The 18,017-nt window shown below is 49.1% G+C and carries 15 protein-coding genes; 7 read left to right on the top strand and 8 right to left on the bottom strand.

The features are described 5' to 3' along the window. Position 1: 1 nt before the first annotated feature. From smpB to B5F71_RS05205, 5 genes are all read right to left on the bottom strand, one after another. Positions 2-460, bottom strand: coding sequence for an SsrA-binding protein (gene smpB, locus B5F71_RS05225; protein ID WP_013616098.1), 459 nt, complete (start codon positions 458-460; stop codon positions 2-4). Next, positions 460-1,026: a Yip1 family protein gene (locus B5F71_RS05220; RefSeq protein ID WP_087208281.1), complete on the bottom strand. Its 567-nt coding sequence runs from the start codon at positions 1,024-1,026 to the stop codon at positions 460-462. The genes smpB and B5F71_RS05220 overlap by 1 nt, the downstream gene beginning before the upstream one ends. Positions 1,027-1,139: 113 nt before the next feature. After that, complete coding sequence (locus tag B5F71_RS05215; protein ID WP_143269850.1) at positions 1,140-1,988, bottom strand: hypothetical protein; 849 nt, start codon at positions 1,986-1,988, stop codon at positions 1,140-1,142. A 155-nt stretch (positions 1,989-2,143) separates the two neighbouring features. Next, positions 2,144-2,956 (bottom strand): hypothetical protein, encoded by an 813-nt coding sequence (locus B5F71_RS05210; protein ID WP_087208243.1) that lies wholly within the window; start codon positions 2,954-2,956, stop codon positions 2,144-2,146. Between the two features lie 226 nt (positions 2,957-3,182). Beyond that, positions 3,183-3,704 (bottom strand): DMP19 family protein, encoded by a 522-nt coding sequence (locus B5F71_RS05205; RefSeq protein WP_087208241.1) that lies wholly within the window; start codon positions 3,702-3,704, stop codon positions 3,183-3,185. Between the two features lie 375 nt (positions 3,705-4,079). On the opposite strand from B5F71_RS05205, the gene B5F71_RS05200 reads away from it, so the two are divergent. Beyond that, entirely contained in the window at positions 4,080-4,781 is a 702-nt protein-coding gene (locus B5F71_RS05200; RefSeq protein WP_087208240.1) for a hypothetical protein, read from the top strand. Between the two features lie 16 nt (positions 4,782-4,797). Then, a complete protein-coding gene (locus tag B5F71_RS05195) occupies positions 4,798-5,808 on the top strand; it encodes a GGGtGRT protein (RefSeq protein ID WP_087208238.1) in 1,011 nt (336 codons plus the stop codon). A 578-nt stretch (positions 5,809-6,386) separates the two neighbouring features. Here B5F71_RS05195 and B5F71_RS05190 read toward each other — a convergent pair. Beyond that, on the bottom strand, positions 6,387-7,310 hold the full coding sequence (locus B5F71_RS05190) for a helix-turn-helix domain-containing protein (protein ID WP_087208236.1): 924 nt from the start codon (positions 7,308-7,310) through the stop codon (positions 6,387-6,389). Between the two features lie 195 nt (positions 7,311-7,505). Here B5F71_RS05190 and B5F71_RS05185 point away from each other — a divergent pair, with 195 nt between their 5' ends. The 5 genes from B5F71_RS05185 (at position 7,506) to B5F71_RS05165 (ending at position 15,883) form a co-directional block, all read left to right on the top strand. Continuing rightward, positions 7,506-8,606 carry an efflux RND transporter periplasmic adaptor subunit gene (locus B5F71_RS05185; RefSeq protein ID WP_164488570.1) on the top strand — a complete coding sequence of 367 codons (1,101 nt, stop codon included), beginning with the start codon at positions 7,506-7,508 and terminating at the stop codon, positions 8,604-8,606. 21 nt (positions 8,607-8,627) lie between these two features. Beyond that, positions 8,628-11,783 (top strand): efflux RND transporter permease subunit, encoded by a 3,156-nt coding sequence (locus tag B5F71_RS05180; RefSeq protein WP_087208232.1) that lies wholly within the window; start codon positions 8,628-8,630, stop codon positions 11,781-11,783. Positions 11,784-11,895: 112 nt separating this feature from the next. Beyond that, positions 11,896-13,272, top strand: coding sequence for a TolC family protein (locus B5F71_RS05175; RefSeq protein ID WP_087208230.1), 1,377 nt, complete (start codon positions 11,896-11,898; stop codon positions 13,270-13,272). Positions 13,273-13,482: 210 nt separating this feature from the next. Next, positions 13,483-14,058 (top strand): XRE family transcriptional regulator, encoded by a 576-nt coding sequence (locus tag B5F71_RS05170; protein WP_013617556.1) that lies wholly within the window; start codon positions 13,483-13,485, stop codon positions 14,056-14,058. A 172-nt stretch (positions 14,059-14,230) separates the two neighbouring features. Further along, a complete protein-coding gene (locus tag B5F71_RS05165) occupies positions 14,231-15,883 on the top strand; it encodes an AMP-binding protein (RefSeq protein ID WP_022040132.1) in 1,653 nt (550 codons plus the stop codon). Positions 15,884-16,011: 128 nt separating this feature from the next. Here the strand turns inward: B5F71_RS05165 and B5F71_RS05160 are convergent, their stop codons facing one another. Together B5F71_RS05160 and B5F71_RS05155 are read right to left on the bottom strand one after the other, a co-directional pair. Beyond that, positions 16,012-16,866: an AraC family transcriptional regulator gene (locus tag B5F71_RS05160; RefSeq protein ID WP_087208279.1), complete on the bottom strand. Its 855-nt coding sequence runs from the start codon at positions 16,864-16,866 to the stop codon at positions 16,012-16,014. Positions 16,867-16,996: 130 nt separating this feature from the next. Further along, positions 16,997-17,833, bottom strand: a complete 837-nt coding sequence (locus B5F71_RS05155; protein WP_087208277.1) for an alpha/beta fold hydrolase — start codon at positions 17,831-17,833, stop codon at positions 16,997-16,999. Positions 17,834-18,017: the final 184 nt, after the last annotated feature.

Here is an 18,017-nt window from a genome sequence, read left to right as displayed (position 1 = left end):
ATTATCGTTTAAACATCCGGTCCATCATCCGCTTGTCTTCTTTCTCCTTCAGGCTCTGGCGCTTGTCGTATTGCTTCTTTCCTTTGGCAAGGGCAATGACCACCTTTGCCAGCCCCTTCTCGTTGATATACATACGGGTAGGCACGATAGTGAATCCCGGCTCTGCCGAAGTACGTTCCAGCTTGCGAAGCTCTTTCTTTGTAAGCAAAAGCTTGCGGTCACGCCGTGCCGCATGATTGTTGTACGAACCGTAAAAGTATTCGGCGATGTGCATGTTCTTCACCCACAACTCGCCGCGCGAAAAGAAACAGAACGTATCGACCAGGCTCGCCTTGCCCTGACGGATAGACTTGATTTCGGTACCCGTCAGCACGATGCCTGCCGTATAGGTGTCGATAAACTCGTAATCGAACGAGGCACGTTTGTTTTTGATATTTATGTTGCTTGCGTTTGTTTTCATCAGTTCAAAATTACAGATAATTGATTAAACAGATATTCTATCAATGCCGGACAAATCAGTATAACAAGTGTGGCCACAATGGTAAATGCCATCTGCTGCCGTTCGGGTACTTCCAGCCAGCGACGCACTCCCTCGAACACCACCACGAGGGTATAGATTTGCAATATCCAGTGGAGCAAGTCGATGGACACCAGCCCGCTGATGATGTCGAGCACGAACGTGACTACCATCGAATAGCCCACGAACACCAGCATCTTTCCGTATGCGTCACCCCGTTTCAGCCAGCCCATGCCCAGCTTGTTGAGCAGATAGGCAGACAGAAAGAAACCGCCGAACAACGCCACCGCTACGGCACAACACCGCGTAAGTGCCAACTGGAACATCAGCGAGGAAAAATCTCTCCCGATGAACGTACCGATAAACTCCGACAACCCGCACAGCCCGATAAGCGGATAAACAAATCCCGACTGGATGTCGCGTACACCTCCACGCTCCATTATCTTGTCCCAAGCCTCTCCCGGTGCCGAAAGCAGGGAGACGATTTGATGAAATAATCCTTTATACATAGTCACTTCTCTCTTCTTAGGATGCAAATGTACAAAAAAAGTGCTAAAAATAAAGCCGGGCACCCAAATGCCCGGCTTTATTTTTATTTCTTTGCACTTTGGGATGAAAAAATTCATCTCTTGCCGCGAAGCAACTTGGATATCCCCTTGCTTCCCGACAATGCTTCATTAAATTCGACAATCTTCTGATAGTCAAGCTCTGCCTTTCCTTCCAAAACCAGATTATCGGCATAACTTACGTCTTTCGTATTCTGTTCGAATGAAATCGTTATCTTGTCCGGACGCTTGCTGTACTTTTCCTGATAACGTGCCATGGCATCGATAATATTGAAGTGCCACCATCCTCCCGAAAGCTGGGTAAACTCATCATCCTCTTCCACATTCAGCATCTTATGACGCAGATAAAGAGTCATGCCGCTTTCCGAAAAATCCTTGTCGGCATCATAATACAAGGCAAACTCGTGTTGGGCCATCTCCGCTTCGCGTTGCTCCAAATCATTTGTGTCCACTTCTTTACGCACAAAAAGCTCTATCGGAAGGAAGATATCGTCCTGTTTATAAAAAAAGTCGTATGGCTTATTATCAGAATCCAATACCACATCGGATATCGGCGCATTGGCATCGCCTTCAGCCGGAGACTGAGGAAGCCACTGCCCCTCCCTTATCAGCGAATAGCCATAAACATTCGCGTCAATCTCTCCACCCGACATGTCCTGTCCGTAATCGTACGAATAATACAGCTGAATATAATCGGAAGCCCAAGGCAGGTCTTCCAAATCCTGCGGATTTAACGGAGCAACCTTATACCCCATCTGGCTGGTATAAGTACCGGTTAAAGCATCTTTCTTTACTATTTCATAATACGACACCGTTGTACTGTTATCTCCACCATCCAAGCATGAAGTAACTCCCAACATAAGACTCAATCCTGCAACAAGCAGTCCATATTTCATGTGTTTCATATACTATTCCTTTACAAATTCAAATTCGGGTTAGCGCCTACAAAGATGCAGAAAACCCTGCACTTTTCAAAATAAAAGCCGGACAAATATTGCCCGGCTTTTAAAGTTTGGCACTTAGAATAAATTACACAAGCATTGTCCGCCTCTGAATAAGATTAGCGTTCCAGCCACGTCTTATAATTTTTCACCATATCTTCATAATTGAACTCATAAGTACGATCCGCCACCATATTATCCTCATAGCTTCCATTTGAAGAATTTTGCTCGTATGAAATAACGATTCGTGTCGGTTCTTTACCGAACATCTGCTGATATTGGGCAAATGCCGAAGCCATATTAAAATGGTACAAATTGGATACTGTCACATTGAAGTTATCATCATCTTGCAGATCCGTTACATTATGACGTAAATAGAATGTCATTGAGGAACTTGTAAAATCTTCTTCCGCATTATAATACAAACTGAACTGATGCTTGTCTATTTCCTCCAATACCTCATCATTGTCTACATTCCGACGGAAGAAGTTGATAGAAAGAATCATATCGTTCAATTGATAAAAAGCCACCGCATTTCCATCTCCTGTAGCAAAGTAATTTACCGGTGCATTGGCATCCGTATCCGTCGGACGGCGTGCAAGCACAGATCCGTCATTAACCGCAGCCAATGTCATCAATGTCACATTTATTCTATTATCGGTTGTATCAGTCACTTCCTCGGCTTCATAAGAATACATAATATAAGAAAATTCTGTAGAAGGCCAGGTTGTCACTTGCGATGCATTCAGCGGTTCGTATACGGCACCATATTGGTTGACAAATGAATGGGTACCCAAATAACTACTGTTCCGCACAATTTCAGCACCATAGCCGACACCTCCATAATCCGAATCTCCATTATCCAAGCAAGAAGTAAATCCCAACATTGTTGTCAATGCCATAGCCAGCACGCTCAATTTAAACTTTTTCATGTTCTTCCTTTTTTATTTGATTTTGCAATTAATTTGATAAACTTTTTAGCTAGAATGCAAAGATGCTGAAAATACTGCATCGGTTTACGTTTTTTAACGTATATTTTTCAACCAATCATCTTCACTGCTCCATACACCTATCTTCATCGCCCGATGAAAGTACGTGCACCGGCACTTGCACCTATATGCAACGCCCCACGAAAGCACATAGCCAATGCTTCATGCTTCACTCTTCATCCTTCACTATTTCGGCAAACTGCTCTAAGTGCTCGTCTACATACCGCGCCACCTGCCCGGTCACCTCTTCTTCCATCTCCATGAACCGCTCTTCCAGCTCATCAAACACTTCGTAACGCTCGTACATTGCCATAAACTCATCTTCGCTACACTCACGCTCCAAGTCCTCGCGGTTTTCCTCGTAAATCTTCCGCGCCGCGTATACCAGCTTCGAGAACTCCTTCGCCCCCATCAGGCGCATCGCCTTCGCAAAAGGGTTGAGAAAGATGTAAGGACCGTATCCGTTCTGGATAAGTTGTACAAAACCGCCCTCGCCCACTTCTTCGCAAAACAGGCGGTATCCCAAAAGCGTATGCTGCCATCCGTTGAGCAAAGGCATCGTGCCGGCATCGATTTGCCCGCCCGTCACTTCCAGATAGCGGTCGGTAAACACTTGCAGAAACTCGTCCATCCCTTCACCTGCCGCCCGGCGCAACGCTTCATCGCTTACTGTAATCTTCTTTTCTTCCATCTTCTTGTTTCTCTTTTTGAACACAGAGACACAGAAACACAGAGAAATAAAGTCTGAATATTTTCTTTTTACTCTCTTTATTCCTATAATATAAAAACTCTGTGCCTCTGCGTCTCTGTGTTCGATTATTATACGATAGAAATCACGCCGCAAAGATAAGGCTTTTCGGCCATATACGAAAAAGATTTTGCCAAGTTGACATTACAAAACAGCAAGTCTCATAAAAAATATCATTAAAAAGCGACAAAAAGTTCGTTCCGTCCCGTTGCATAAATCAATAAAACAACTAACTTTGCGTGCGGAATCAAGAGGGACTGCCTCTGAGACCCGACTAAGAACTACTTATTTTTTATTACTCAATAAAACGTAACGAATATGACTTATTCACACGAAGTTGAACACATGTGTTGTGTCGCAAAAGGACCTAACCACGGTCCGGCTCCTATTCCTGAAGAAGGGAAATGGATTCAGGCAAAAGAAATCAAAGACATTTCAGGTTTGACCCACGGTGTGGGATGGTGCGCTCCCCAGCAGGGTACTTGCAAACTGACGCTGAACGTAAAAGAAGGCGTTATCGAAGAATGTCTGGTAGAAACCATCGGTTGCTCGGGCATGACTCACTCTGCTGCCATGGCATCTGAAATCCTTCCGGGCAAGACCATCCTGGAAGCATTGAACACCGACTTGGTTTGCGACGCTATCAATACGGCTATGCGTGAACTGTTCCTGCAGATTGTTTACGGCCGTACTCAGTCGGCTTTCTCAGAAGGCGGCTTGGTAATCGGCGCAGGACTGGAAGACCTAGGCAAAGGTCTCCGCAGCCAGACCGGTACATTGTATGGTACAAAAGCCAAAGGTACCCGTTATCTGGAACTGACCGAAGGTTATATCACCCGTATGGCTCTTGACAAAGACAACCAGGTTATCGGTTATGAATACGTTCACATGGGCAAGTTCATGGAACAAGTGAAGAAGGGTGTTGACGCTAACGAAGCGTTGAAAGCTGTTACCGGAACTTACGGCCGCTTCAAACCCGAACAAGGCGCAGTTAAATATATTGACCCACGTAAAGAATAATAGGAGGACACAGATTATGATTAGACCAGTACAGTTTGAAAGTCAAGACCGTCGTATGAAGCAGATTCTGGCTGCATTGAACGAAAACGGCATCAAAGACATTGAAGAAGCTAACAAGATCTGTGACGAAGCAGGCCTCGACCCCTATCTGACTTGTCAGGAAACACAAGGTATCTGTTTCGAAAATGCAAAGTGGGCTTATGTGGTAGGTTGCGCCATCGCACTGAAGAAAGGCTGCAAGAACGCTGCTGACGCAGCCGAAGCTATCGGTATCGGCTTGCAGGCATTCTGTATTCCGGGTTCTGTAGCAGACGACCGTAAGGTAGGTCTGGGTCACGGAAACCTGGCAGCCCGTCTGCTCCGCGAAGAAACACAGTGCTTTGCTTTCCTGGCAGGCCACGAATCATTCGCCGCAGCCGAAGGTGCTATCAAGATTGCCGAAATGGCAAACAAAGTCCGCAAGAACCCGTTGCGCTGCATCCTGAATGGTTTGGGTAAAGACGCCGCTATGATTATCTCTCGTATCAACGGCTTCACATACGTTCAGACGAAGTTCGATTACTTCACCGGTAAACTGAACATCGTAAACGAAACTCCGTATTCAGACGGTCCGCGTGCGAAAGTAAAATGCTACGGTGCCGACGATGTTCGTGAAGGTGTAGCTATCATGTGGCACGAAAACGTAGACGTATCTATTACAGGTAACTCTACTAACCCGACCCGCTTCCAGCATCCGGTAGCAGGTACATATAAGAAAGAACGTGTACTTGCCGGCAAGCCTTACTTCTCAGTAGCATCAGGTGGCGGTACAGGCCGTACACTTCACCCGGACAACATGGCTGCAGGTCCTGCTTCTTACGGTATGACCGACACGATGGGCCGTATGCACTCAGACGCTCAGTTCGCAGGTTCTTCATCAGTTCCCGCACACGTAGAAATGATGGGATTCCTCGGTATCGGTAACAACCCGATGGTAGGATGTACCGTAGCTTGCGCTGTGAATGTGGCTTTGGCTCTGAATAAGTAATATAAGTTACTATACATAGATAAGAGGCTGTCTCAAAAAACTAGAGATGGCCTCTTTTTCTTTTTTATATAGCTACTACAATTTTAAGAAAAACTCCCATATATAATCCCATTCGCAAAAATGTTGCAATTAAGAAGCTGTTTTGAATTTATCGTGCGATGATTTGGGATGAGTTTTTGTAGAGACGCAAAATCTTGCATCTTTACTATGGGAAGATAGCGGGCTATCTGGCGAAGAACAGGAGCGGAAAGGACCAAAAAATCGCCCAAAGCACACACGAAAACGGATACATCAAGCCAAGAAAAACTTTTTGGAGAAATTCAAAACAGCTTCTAAAAACATTGGGATAACCTCGTCTGGTGTAAGATTAATAATCTTCCGCTTGTAAGATTAATAATCTTGCAGCCTGAAGATTAATAATCTTACAGCGGATGAACCTATATGCGTTTGGCGCCGCACCTATATCCGCAGGCTTCCGCAACCGGCTGCGTCTTGCTATGATATTATCTGGAAGGGCGGTGGTTGGCAAGCATTTCTCAGAGTCAGAAGATGCACATTTTGATGCCGCTAAAGTACAATTATGAATTGTTTTCTTCGATGTGCCGTTTCTTGAAAACAGCAGGTGATATGCCGCAATGCCGCTTAAAGAATTTTCCGAATGCCGACTGGTCGGAGAAGTGCTGCATTTCCGCCACGTCTTGCACAGATAGTGCCGGATTGTGTAAACAGACTTTTGCTTCGGCGGCAAGCAATTCTTCCAGCATGGCACTTGCCGTCTTTCCGTGCAGCCGTTTCAAGTCGGCAGACAAGGCATCTGCCGATACGCCCAGTTGTGCGGCATACCAGCTTACTCTGTGCTGCTCGCGGCAATACGTGTGAGCTAAGTAGAAGAATTGCGAAATAACATCGTTCCAATGCGGATTTATGGTGGAACGGACATCTTGTTGGCGATGAAAAAAGATATTCCACAACTCATACTGCCAGGCACAAGCCAATGCCTGTATCAGTTCACGGCAAAACAGATGAGAATTTGCTGACAGGGTAGAGAACATCATTTCTTCCAGTCGGGACAAGTCACGGTCTTCATCTGCATTTACCGAAGTAAAAGGATGTTTGGCAAATTGTTCCATTCCTTCTGCTATTTTATTGCGTATCGGGAGAGTGGTCTCCATGAAAAAGTGTTGCTCCATTACGATGAAAGAGGTGCGATATTTCCCTGCCAGCGTCACATTTGCCCATTTGCGGTTTCTCAAGAAATCCACATATACCGGAGAGTCAAATCCCAAACGTTCGCCATTGACTGTCAGCCTCAATTCACCTTCGTGCACCTGTAAGAACACATGCCATCCGTCAGGTACCCATTCGCCGGACAAGCGGAAATCTGTTCCCTCCATACGGACCATTACCAGACTATTGTTGTAGGCAGCCCAGTCCAGTTGCCCGTCAGAAGACAGATCTTTGCGAATCCAAGCTACCACTTTTTCCTTAAGACTTTCCATCATTGCTTGATTTTTCGCAAAAATAACAGAACCCAGTTGTCTTCCAAAGCCTTTTTCCACTTATTAGAACTATTAAAGCAAAAAAGCCTTAAGCTCCGGATTGAAACCAACAATATGTGAATCGTAACCAAAAGCATACCGATAGCACTGTTTACATTTGCGGCAAATTTTAAGTTAAAAAAGCAAAGCAAATTAAGAATGAAAAGAATGTTAGCATGTGCAGGAATCGGTTGTCTGCTATTGGCAACGTCCTGCAAGGAAAAACCGGCAGGTGCAGGAGAGAGCACCTACAAGACCATGACTGTGGCGGTGGAAAGCCGTACGCTGACGCGCGATTATACCGCCGTCATCAACGGACGGCAAAGCGTGGAGATACGTCCTCAGGTAAGCGGCACCATCACTAATGTATGCATCGAAGAAGGAGCAAAAGTTAGCAAAGGACAAACTCTCTTCGTTATCGACCAAGTGCCTTATCAGGCGGCGTTGCAAACGGCTCTAGCCAATGTAAAGAGTGCGGAAGCATCTGTTGCCACCGCTAAGATGACGGCAAACAGCAAGGAAAATCTGTTTGAGGAACACGTCGTGTCGGCTTTCGACCTGCAAACGGCACGCAACTCGTTGCTGGAAGCCGAAGCCGCATTGGAGCAGGCGCAGGCTGCCGAAACCAGCGCACGGAATGATTTGTCGTATACAGAAGTGAAAAGTCCGGTAGACGGGGTGGCAAGCATGATACTCTATCGTGTAGGCGCACTGGTAGACGCTTCCATCACCACACCGCTCACCACGGTGTCGGATGATGAAGAAATGTATGTTTATTTCTCGATGACCGAAAATCAGATACTGACACTGGTGCGCGAGAGCGGGACCTTGGAAGAGGCAATGAAGCAGATGCCGGAAGTATCGCTTTGCCTGAGCGACGGGTTGATGTACACCCACAAAGGAAAGATAGACGCGATAAGCGGCACCATTGATACCGGAACCGGAGCGGTCAGCCTGCGTGCCACTTTCCCCAACCCCGAACGGATGTTGCGGAACGGGGGAAGCGGAACCATTGTCTTCCCTTACCGGATGGACAGCGTGCTTGTTGTGCCGCAGGAGGCAACCTATGAAATACAAGACAAAGTGTTTGTTTATCGCGTGGTAGACGGTAAAGCGACATCGGCTTCTGTTACCGTCTTCCCGGTCAACGACGGTAAAGAATACATCGTGACACAAGGACTGAAAGCCGGCGATGTTTTTGTAGCGGAAGGGGCAGGGCTTCTGCAAGAAGGTACACCGATTGCTATCGGAAAGCAATAACTGATAACATTTGTCTAATGAATGATTTTAACGGAAAACGATTATGAAATTACAAACTTTTATAAACCGCCCATCCTTGCCTGTGTGATATCGGTGCTTATTCTGTTGGTGGGGCTTATCGGTTTGGCCAACCTGCCGATGGAGCAATACCCCGATATCGCACCGCCTACCGTCATGGTATCGACCACTTACACCGGTGCCAATGCCGAAACCGTACAGAAATCGGTTGTCGTCCCGCTGGAAGAAGCCATCAACGGCGTAGAGGATATGATTTACATGACTTCCACCTCTACTAATACCGGTGCCGGCGACATCACCGTCTACTTCAAGCAAGGCACCGACCCCGATATGGCGACCATCAACACCAAGAACCGTGTGAGCGAAGCCGAAGGACTGCTGCCTGCCGAAGTGACCCAAATCGGTGTAACAGTAGAAAAGCGGCAGAACTCGATGCTGAAAATCATCGCCCTCTATTCGCCCGATGACTCGTACGACCAGACATTCATCAACAACTACTTCAAAATCAACATCGAGCCTCGGCTGTCGCGTATCAGCGGCGTGGGAAACGTCAATGTCATGGGAGATGACTACGCCATGCGCATCTGGCTCGACCCGCAAAAGATGGCGCAATACGGACTGGTGCCTGCCGATGTGACGGCTGTGCTCGACGAGCAGAACGTGGAAGCCGCTACGGGTACTTTGGGTGAGGATTCGGAAAACGCGTTCCAATATACCTTGAAATACCGCGGACGCTACGAGAAGCCCGAAGAGTTCGGCAATCTGGTCATTACATCCTTGGAAAGTGGTGAAGTGCTCCGCCTGAAAGACATCGCCACCATGGAACTGGGGACGCAAAGCTACAGCCACAGCAGTGAAGTAGACGGACATCCGGGAGCCACCGCCATGATTTCGCAAACGGCAGGCTCGAACGCCAACGAAATCATCAGCGAGATAGACAAACTGATGGAAGAAGTGCAGCAGGAACTGCCCAAAGGGCTGGTGCTGGTCGACCTGATGAGTACGAAAGAGTTTCTCGACGCTTCCATCCACGAAGTGGTGAAGACGTTGATAGAAGCCATTATTCTTGTCGTTCTCGTAGTGTACGTTTTCCTGCAAAGCGTCCGTTCCACCATCATCCCGACCATATCCATTCTCGTGTCGCTGGTGGGAACATTTGCTTTCCTTTACGTGGCAGGATTCTCGCTGAACTTGCTGACCTTGTTTGCCCTTGTATTGGTCATCGGGACGGTGGTCGACGATGCAATTGTTGTTGTAGAAGCGGTGCAGGCACAGTTCGATGAAGGCATACGCTCGCCCTATCAGGCAACCAACCGGGCGATGGACGGCATCGCGACGGCAATCGTCACTACCTCATTAGTTTTTATGGCGGTGTTTATCCCCACTTCGTTCATGGGTGGCACCAGCGGTACGTTCTACATGCAGTTCGGGCTGACCATGGCGGTAGCGGTAGGCATCTCCGCCGTCAATGCACTGACGCTGTGTCCTGCCCTCTGCGCCCTGCTGATGACTCCTCATGCCGATAAGGCGAGCGGACAGAAGCTGAGTTTCTCGTCCTGGTTCCACCAGGCATTCGAAGCCTCGTTCAACCGCCTCGTGCTGCGTTATAAGAGCGGTGTGAAATGGTTCTTCCGACGCAAGTGGCTGGTAGGCGCGGGAGTCATCGCTTCCATCGCCCTGCTTGCGGTGCTGATGAAAAACACCAAAACCGGACTGGTGCCCGATGAAGACATGGGTACCGTTTTCGTCAACGTGACCACGCCTCCGGGCAGCAGTCTGTCGCAAACCATCAAGGCTATGGCGGAAGTGGAAGCCTGCCTCAAGGACATCCCACAGATAGAGCGTTACTCCAACGTGGCGGGCTACAGCATGTTGGGAGGACAGGTAGCCAGCGGCGGTATGCTCATCGTCAAGCTGAAAAATTGGGACGAACGGCAGGAGGACGAAGACTACATCACCGCCGTCATCGAGGAGATATACCGTCGTACCGCCAACGTACACAGTGCCAAACTTTTCGCCTTTGCCCAACCCACCATCATGGGATATAGCACAGGAAGCGGTGTGGAAGTCTATATCCAAGACCGTGCCGGAGGCGACATCACGACCCTGAAAAGCCATGCCGACAAGTTTATCGCCGCACTAAACCAGCGTCCCGAAGTGCAAACGGCTTATTCCACCTTCGACACGAAGTTTCCCCAATATAAAGTGGAGGTGGACGCCGCACGGTGCAAGCGGATGGGCGTGTCGCCCACCGATGTATTGAGCGTGATGTCGGGGTATATCGGAGGCAGCTACTCGTCCAACTTCAACCGTTTCTCCAAGCTCTACCGCGTTTATGTGCAGGCAGACAAGAATTTCCGCCTGGACACCGATGCGCTCAACAACATGTTTGTCCGCACCGATGAGGGAGGAATGGCTCCTATCGGGCAGTTCGTTACCCTGACCAAGACGTATGGTCCCGAAACCCTGACACGCTTCAACCTGTACAGCAGCATCCAGGTAAACGCCATGATGAACGACGGCTACAGCTCGGGCGATGTCATCAAGGCGGTGGAAGAAGTGGCGCAACAGACCTTGCCCGTGGGCTATGGTTACGAATACGGAGGCATCACCCGCGAAGAGGCGGGAAGCGGTTCGAATACCATCATCGTGTTCGCCATCTGCATCGTATTCGTCTACCTCATCCTTTGCGCTCTTTACGAAAGCCTGTTCATTCCTTTGGCGGTTATGTTGAGTGTGCCGTTTGGGCTGTTGGGAAGCTTTACCCTGAGTAACCTGTGTGGGCTGGAGAACAACATCTACATGCAGACCGGACTGATTATGCTCATCGGACTGCTGGCAAAAACAGCGATTCTGGTCACCGAATATGCAGCCACACGCCGCCGGCAAGGCATGAGTCTTGCCCAGGCAGCCGTATCCGCCGCAACTGTCCGCTTGCGCCCCATCATCATGACCGTTCTCTGTATGGTCATTGGTATGCTGCCCTTGGTGTTCGCTTCGGGTGCCGGAGTCAATGGAAACATTTCGTTGGGTACCGGAGTGGTAGGCGGTATGATTGTGGGCACCCTTGCCTTACTCTTTGCAGTACCTGCACTGTTCATCGTCTTCCAAGCCATGCAGGAACGGTTGATGCCTGCAAGAAAGCACGATGATGACTAACTTTTTGCTTTGCGATTTGTGGACGCACCGCCATACACGGTATGGTATCGCGCCCGCAAAAAGCAAGGTATGATGTTCTGATATATTTTTATTTCGACACACCTTTATATATATGAGAAAACTATTATTCGCAGCCGCAACGGTATGTCTATTGGGAAGTTGTGGCATTTACAACCGATACGAACGCCCGGAACTCTCCGTAGCGGCGGACAGTCTTTACCGGACAGAAGTAAAGGCTGATACCGCTTCTTCGGTCGCAAACCTGTCGTGGAAAGAACTTTTCACCGACCCTTATCTGCAAGCCTTGATACAACAGGCATTGGAAATGAACACCGACCTGCGTATCGCTTACCTGAAAGTGAAAGAAATGCAGGCACAGCTTGTCTCTGCCAAACTTGCTTACCTCCCTTCCGTACAGCTTGACCCTCAAGGCACACTGAGCAACCTGGATGGCAGCAAAACCAGCAAGACATACGAGGTAGGGGCTTCGGCAAGCTGGGAAATAGATATTTTCGGCAAACTGACCAATGCCAAACGCAGCGCACGTGCCGCACTGGAGGAAAGCGATGCTTACCGTCAAGCTGTACAAACCCAACTGATAGCCACTGTAGCGGACAGTTATTACACCCTCCTGATGCTGGACGAACAGGAGCGCATCACATCCGAAACGGTTGCAAGCTGGAAAGATTACGTTCATAGCCTCTATGTACTGATGCAGGCAGGTGAAGCCGACCGTGCCACCGTAAGCCAGGCAGAGGCGAGCCGTGCCTCGGCAGAAGCATCCCTGCTCAGCCTGCAACAACAAATAGCCGAAACAGAGAACAGTTTGTCTTCCGTCTTGGGCGAAGTGTCTCACCGTATCCAGCGCGGGAACCTGAGCAATCAGCGGTTTCCTCAACGCCTGTCTACAGGGGTGCCTCTCGAACTGCTCTCCCGCCGTCCCGACATCCGGCAGGCTGAGGCAGCATTGAAACAGGCTTTTTATGCCACCAACCAGGCACGTGCCGCTTTTTATCCCAGCATTACGTTAAGCGGTTCGGCAGGCTGGACCAATAACGGAGGAGCCGTCGTTACAAACCCGGGGAGTTGGCTGCTGCAAGCCATCGGGTCTTTAGTACAGCCTATATTCAATCGTGGGCAGAACATTGCCAATCTGAAAACAGCGAAGGCACAACAGGAAGAAGCCTTGCTCACATTCCGTCAATCGCTGCTCGATGCCGGAAAAGAAGTGAATAACGCTCTTATCCAATGGCAAACCGCCCGTGAACGTATCCGGCTGGACGAGGAACAGGTGAAGCATCTGCAAACAACAGTTCACGACACTGAACTGCTGATGGAATACGGCACGACCAATTACCTGCAAGTGCTCACCGCCCGCCAGTCGCTCTTGTCTGCAAGGCTGGATTGTGCTTCAGACTGTTATCAGGAAATCCAGGGTGTCATCAACTTGTATCATGCCTTGGGTGGAGGCGCAGAGGCAGATTTATGACTTTCATGCTCTATATGCAGGGTCTGCTTGTGAAAGCCGGCCCTTCAAGCCATCCCCGACACACCGGCAGGATGGCTTGTTATCTCATAATTTATTGGCACATTATCTCATTATTATTGACACATTGGCACATTAGCATGTCAGTTCATTGTCAATTAAGAAAACTTTATTATCTTTGTCGGCGGTATAATTTATAAAAATATTCGTACTATGGACCGCACGAACATTATCGGAGAAAAAATAAAGGATTTGCGCACCGCCAAGGAAATCAGCATCGACGAACTGGCGGAACGTACAGGGCTTACCGCCGGACAGATTGAACGCATAGAAAACAACATTGACATCCCCTCGCTTGCCCCGCTGCTGAAGATAGCGCGCGCACTGGGTGTACGGCTGGGGACTTTCCTTGACGACCAGTCGGAAGAAGACGGCCCCGTGGTGTGCCGCCGCGGAGAAGCGGACGACACCATCAGCTTTTCGAACAATGCCGTCGACGCACGCCAGCACATGCACTACCATTCGCTCTCGCGCAGCAAGGCGGACCGCCACATGGAACCGTTCATCATCGACATCGATGCGAACAACGATGCCTTTACCTTGTCGGCACACGAAGGGGAGGAGTTCATCATGGTGCTGAAAGGAACGCTCGAAATCAATTACGGGAAATATACTTACCTGCTGGAAGAGGGGGACACGATTTATTACGACTCCATCGTGCCGCATCACGTGCATGCCTTCGAAGGACAGGCGGCACAGATTCTGGCGGTGATTTATACACCGGTTTGACGGTGGATGTATGTTTCACCACAGATTACACAGATTTTATCAATTAATAATTAACAATTAATACTTGGCAACGGAAACATCCGCCGTTATTCATTATTAATTAAATCTGTGTCTGTGGTGAATGAATCGATTATTTTTAATCTGTGTAATCTGTGGTGAAAACTTAAATATTATGATTCAACTTTCAGAACGGACATTGGGCGACTGGCTGGAACACTGGGCTGCCGTGTCGCCGGACAAAGAATACCTGGTTTATTCCGACCGCAACCTGCGCTTTACGTGGAGCCAGTTCAACCGCCGTGTGGACAACATGGCAAAGGGGCTGCTTGCCATCGGGGTGACCCATGGCACACATGTGGGCATCTGGGCGAAAAACGTGCCCGACTGGCTGACCTTCCTCTATGCCTGTGCCAAGATAGGTGCCGTAGCCGTTACGGTGAACACCAACTACAAGCAGGCGGAACTGGAATACCTGTGCGAGAACTCGGACATGCATACCCTCTGCATCGTAGACGGTGAGCGGGACAGCAATTTTGTGGAGATGACCTACAAGATGCTGCCCGAACTGAAGACTTTCGAGCGCGGGCACATGAAGAGCAAACGCTTCCCCTACATGCGCAACGTTATCTATATCGGGCAGGAGAAATACCGCGGGATGTATAATACGGCGGAAATCTTGCTCCTGGGGAACAACATCGAGGATGATGTGCTGGCGGAAGCCAAGAAGAAAGTGAACTGCCACGACACGGTGAACATGCAATACACGTCGGGCACCACGGGATTCCCCAAGGGCGTGATGCTGACGCATTATAACATTGCCAACAACGGTTTCCTGACGGGCGAGCACATGAAGTTTACCCAAGACGACAAGCTGTGCGTATGTGTGCCCCTGTTCCATTGTTTCGGCGTGGTGCTTGCCACGATGAATTGCCTCACCCACGGCTGTACGGAGGTGATGGTGGAACGTTTCGACCCGCTGGTGGTGCTGGCATCCGTCCATAAGGAACGCTGTACGGCGCTTTACGGTGTGCCTACGATGTTCATCGCCGAGCTGAACCACCCGATGTTTGACATGTTCGACCTTTCGTGCCTGCGTACGGGCATCATGGCAGGCTCGCTCTGCCCCGTGGAGCTGATGAAGCAGGTGGAGGAGAAGATGTATATGAAGGTGACCAGCGTGTACGGGCTGACCGAAACTTCGCCGGGCATGACGCATAGCCGCATAGACGACCCTGCCGAGGTGCGCTTCAACACCGTGGGGCGTGACTTTGAGTTTACCGAGGTGAAGGTTATCGACCCCGAGACGGGCGAGGAATGTCCCGTAGGCGTGCAGGGCGAGATGTGCAACCGGGGCTACAACAACATGAAGGGGTATTACAAGAACCCGCAGGCCACCGCCGAGGTGATAGACCGGAACGGTTTCCTGCACTCGGGCGACTTGGGCGTGAAGGACGAGCACGGAAATTACCGCATCACGGGGCGCATCAAGGACATGATAATCCGCGGGGGCGAGAACATTTATCCGCGCGAGATAGAGGAGTTCCTCTACCAGATGCCGGGCATCAAGGATGTGCAGGTGGCAGGTGTGCCGTCGAAGAAATACGGCGAGGCGGTAGGTGCCTTCATCATCCTGCACGAGGGCTGCACGATGAACGAGTTCGACGTGCGCGAGTTCTGCGAGGGCAAGATTGCCCGCTACAAGATACCGAAGTATATCTTCTTCGTCAAGGAGTTCCCCATGACGGGAAGCGGAAAGATACAGAAGTTCAAGCTGAAAGAACTGAGCCTCAAGCTTTGCGCGGAGCAGGGGATTGAGGTGGTTTAGTTTTTTTAGGTGACTAGGGAACTAGGTGACTAGGTACTAGGTGACTAGGGAACTAGGTACTAGGTGACCCAATGGTATCTGAAACCTAGTCACCTAGTCCCTAGTCACCTAGTCACCTAATAAGTCCCCTACCTCATATTGCGGTATTGTTTGGGCGATACTCCGGTATAGCGCTTGAAGTATTTCCCGAAGAAAGAGATGTCGGGAAAGTTCAGCGAATAGGCAATCTCCTGTATGGTCAGTTCGGTGGAGCGTAGTTTGGCTTGTGCATCCTTGATGACGAATGCCGAGATGATGTCGGTGAGCGTCCTTCCTGTTGTTTTTTTGATGGTGGTGCTCAGGTGTTGGGGCGAAAGATGCATTTTGTCGGCATAGAACGAGATGTTCCGTTCGGTCTTGTAGTTTTCTACTACGACACGTATCAGTTCTTTCACGATTTCCTGGCTGCGTGTATAATGCTGGGCGTTTTTTGCCAGTGGTTCTTGCCTGTTGATATTTCCCAATTCAATAATCAGTCCGGTCAGAATCAGCGGAAGCTGTTCTTCCCTTATCAGCACATTGCCCAGCCTTTTTGCCTTTATCAGTACTTTGAAATAATCGCCGAACAGGTCTGCCATTTCAGGAGACAAGCTGATGACCGGTTCTTCCAGAATAGAGGGGGCATACTGTATTGTGTTGGAAAACAGGAAAGGGTGCTGTATCAGTGTGGAGGAGAATCCGACAAAGGCGAACCGGCAATCGGGTGTATCCTCTGTTATCTGTACGAACTGGTTGGGATAGATTACGGCTATCGTATTCTTTTTCAGTTCGTATTGGGTCAGGTGGATGGTGATTTTGCATTTTCCTCTTACACAAAGCAATATCAGGCACCCTGATATCTGCTCTGGAGTTTCGAAAAGTTTCTTAAGATTACCGATTACATCAATGCCTGCTATGAAGTGGGTTTCGGCGGGTATAGCGGTTAGTGAACTTACTCGTTTCATTATTTCCTTCTTAATATTAGCAAGCAAATATAGATTTTTTATGCTTCAGTTCCAAATGTGCTTCGTCTGCTTTTCCGAACTTTAAAAGAACTTTGCAGAAGTTAAGCCGGCACCAAGTGGTGCCGGGTTCTTATTTTCCGTCTTTCAATTTTTTTATCAGCCACGAAGAAGCTACAGAGGTGGCATATGGCAAGTTGGCGCCGAATCCGTGGTTCTCTCCCGGTATCAGGGTCATTTCGCTTTTCTTCATGGTCTGGTGGAATCTTTCTCCGTAAGTGTAAGGTACTATCCGGTCGTCCATTCCATGTATCACAAGTACAGGGCCGTCGTACCGGCTTGCCGTTTCATATATCGGCAGTTCGAGGGCGGTCTGGATGTAGTTTCTTCCCAGTTTGTGTCCTGAAGGCATGGTGATGTATTCAGGGGCGTGCCAGGGGTCGTATACGACTCCCATTGTGTTGCCCCGCAGGGCATCATCGCGCAATACGGCGGCAGGTGCCATCAGTACTACACTCCGGATGGCATATTTGCCCAGTCGTCCTGCGGTCATTGCCGAAACCACCCCTCCTTGCGAATGTCCCAGCAGGGAGATGCTGGCGGTTTGCGGCAGGTTGCGTGTAAAGGCTATGACGGCCAGTGCATCGTCTATTTCATTGGGGACGGTCATATTGATGAAATCACCTTCGCTTGCTCCATGTCCGTTGAAGTCGAAACGCACTACGCCGATTCCGGCTTCTGTCAGCTTGTCGCTGATGGTGTCGAACAAGGGTCCTTGCATATTGGCGGTAAATCCGTGGCAGAGTATGACCATCGGGCATTTTTCTCCTTGTTGGAGTGCTGGGAGCTGCAGGCGTGCCGCCAGCCGTCCCATCGGTCCTTTGATGTAGAAGGTAGAATCGGTTTGTGCCGATGCGCTGATGCAGCCCAGCATGAGGGCAAGTGTAAAGAATAGTTTTTTCAGTTTCATATTGTCTTTAGAATTTATGGATGAATGCATTTCACCTTCATCCTATTGGCATTTTGCGGATAAATTTAAACAGGCTCTTAGAAGCTGTTTTGAATTTATCGTGCGATGATTTGGGATGAGTTTTTGAGGCATTTTCGCTTCTGTGATGAGGAAGATAGCGGGCTATCTGACGAAGAACAGGAGC

It is taken from the genome of Bacteroides sp. An269 (genome assembly GCF_002159755.1).
GTDB classification, from domain to species: domain Bacteria; phylum Bacteroidota; class Bacteroidia; order Bacteroidales; family Bacteroidaceae; genus Phocaeicola; species Phocaeicola intestinalis.
Note: the sequence above shows the minus strand (reverse complement) of the source record. Positions and strands in the feature narration are given on the sequence as shown.